This window comes from Alkaliphilus transvaalensis ATCC 700919 (assembly GCF_000621485.1).
GTDB lineage: Bacteria > Bacillota > Clostridia > Peptostreptococcales > Natronincolaceae > Alkaliphilus > Alkaliphilus transvaalensis.
This window is the reverse complement of record NZ_KK211286.1, coordinates 327,494-329,833: the sequence shown is the minus strand read 5'-3', so window position 1 is coordinate 329,833 and position 2,340 is coordinate 327,494. Positions and strand designations below refer to the sequence as shown.

The window sequence follows — 2,340 nt, the reverse complement described above, 5'->3', positions numbered from 1 at the left end:
ACTGGCGCTACTGGTGCTACGGGTGCTACTGGTGCAACAGGTGCTACGGGTGCTACTGGTGCTACTGGTGCCACTGGTGCTACTGGTGCCACTGGCGCAACAGGTGCTACTGGCGCAACAGGTGCTACTGGTGCTACTGGTGCTACTGGTGCTACAGGCCCGACTGGACCAACTGGACCAACTGGACCAACTGGACCAACTGGACCATAATTTTAATTTCTTTAATGGGATACCTCTACTTCAGGGGAGAGGTATCCCTTTTTAATGATAACTCACCAGAAAGATTTAGATCTAATTCTATAAATAGTCTGGGAAAGGAATGATGATATGATTACAATTAGTCTATGTATGATAGTAAAGAACGAGGAGGCTCTTCTTGCCCGTTGTTTGGATACGGTAAAAGATCTAGTTGATGAGATAAATATTGTAGATACAGGTTCTACTGACAAGACTGTAGAAATTGCCAAACAATATACTGACCGAGTTTACTTCTTTGAATGGATAGGTAATTTTGCTGCAGCTCGAAATGAATCTTTTAAATACGCTACTAAAGATTATATTCTATACTTAGATGCAGATGATGTTATCTTAGAAGAAGATAGAATCAAACTAAAACAATTAAAAGAATCTTTAGACCCATCAGTTGATTCCGTTTCAATGTACTATGATGCAAGTACAGATGAGTTCGGAAATGTTACGTTAAGATATCGGCGTAATCGACTTGTAAAAAGGGAAAAAAACTTTGTATGGCGTGGTGACTGTCATCAGTTTCTAGATGTAAAAGGAAAAATAGTAAATGCTGATATATCTATAACCCATAAGAAAATTAAACATGCTGTCGGTCGAACAATCTCAATATATGAAAAGAAAATAGAACGGGGGGATGTTTTTACTGCTAGAGATCATTTCTATTATGGGAACGAACTTCGGGAAAATGGACATTACAAAAAAGCAATAGAGAGTTATGATAAGAATATTGCTACTAAAGAGGGGTGGATTGAAGATAAGATTTTTGCATGTATTTTTAAAGCAGATTGCTATCGACATCTTGGTGACCTAGAAAATGAATTAACTTCATTATACCAATCTTTTAAATTTTCTCCCCCCAGAGCAGAGGCGTGTAGCCGTATTGGCTATATTTTTCAAAGACAGAAGAACTATAAAATTGCAGCTTTTTGGTATGAATTAGCTACTAAACAAGTACCAGAAGCAGACCGGTGGAGCTTTGTTTATGTAGACTATCATACATGGTATCCCAACCTACAACTTTGTGTTTGCTATTACAATTTAGGTGATTTTGAAAAATCTTATTTTCATAATGAGGAAGCAAGAAAATATCGTCCTCAAGATGAGCGCATTCTTCACAATAGGCAATTATTAAAGGACAAATTAAAGTCTTTAATGACGCAGGAAAATTAAGACATTCAAGCAGTAGATTTTTTTAGTTTTTATTAAAATTAGATTGGTTTTAAAATTAGGTAGAGAAGGAATTTGTTATTCTTCTCTACCTTTTCATCATTAAGCCAGTATACATTTGTTTATTTAATAACGATGTGATTAAATTATAATTTTAAGGAACATTTGTTTCATAATAAAATACCATGTACTATAGCAAGTAGTTAAGTGCTATAATCATAAAACTTACTATTAATGACAAGGAGTGAATAAGATGTCAGTAAATAATATTATTATAAATGACAGCTTTGAAACCGGTGGATTCCCTCCATGGATACCTTTCAATGCAACAATAACAAGAGAGTTTAGTCATACCGGTTATTTTGCCACTAGACTTGTTGGTGGGGCAATTAACTCTTTTATCTATCAAATTGTTCCCATTACAGCTGGGCAAAGATATCAATTTTTTGTCTCTTTATCTAAAGTAGGCTTATTACCCAGCCCTCAAGTATCCTTATCAATACCCTATTATGATGCTAACTTCAACTTTATTGGCTATGAGCTTATTGAAGTAATTGATTTTGATAGAATTGGAAATGCAGAAACCGAAGATTGGTTAGAAATATATGCCACAACAGGTCCTGCTCCCCTTGGAGCGACACAAGCACTTGTTCTAGTTAATTCCCTTCCATCTGCTGGAACTGCTGATATCATTGTAGATGATGTCGCATTATTAGAAGCCGAAGGTAGCGGCATAATCGGGCCAACTGGGCCTGCTGGGCCAACTGGACCTGCCGGAACTACCGGACCTGCTGGGGCTACTGGACCTGCTGGAGCTACTGGACCTGCTGGTGCCACTGGACCTGCTGGTGCTACTGGACCTGCTGGAGCTACTGGGCCTGCCGGAACTACTGGACCTGCTGGAGCTACTGGACCTGCCGGAAC

Annotated in this window: 3 protein-coding genes; all 3 read left to right on the top strand. The window is 38.2% G+C overall.

Going from position 1 to position 2,340, the window contains the following annotated elements:
• A partial coding sequence (locus tag T335_RS0116825) for a hypothetical protein (RefSeq protein WP_026478570.1) occupies nucleotides 1-210 on the top strand: 210 nt, incomplete at its 5' end.
• 117 nt (nucleotides 211-327) lie between these two features.
• Nucleotides 328-1,419 (top strand): glycosyltransferase, encoded by a 1,092-nt coding sequence (locus T335_RS0116820; RefSeq protein ID WP_026478569.1) that lies wholly within the window; start codon nucleotides 328-330, stop codon nucleotides 1,417-1,419.
• Between the two features lie 250 nt (nucleotides 1,420-1,669).
• Nucleotides 1,670-2,340 (top strand): NTTRR-F1 domain (locus T335_RS22870; protein ID WP_034328798.1); only part of this gene is annotated, 671 nt, incomplete at its 3' end.

Bases quoted from the DNA above. Each gene is read 5' to 3' on its own strand.
- T335_RS0116820 (WP_026478569.1), top strand. From the start codon at position 328: ATGATTACAATTAGTCTATGTATGATAGTAAAGAACGAGGAGGCTCTT.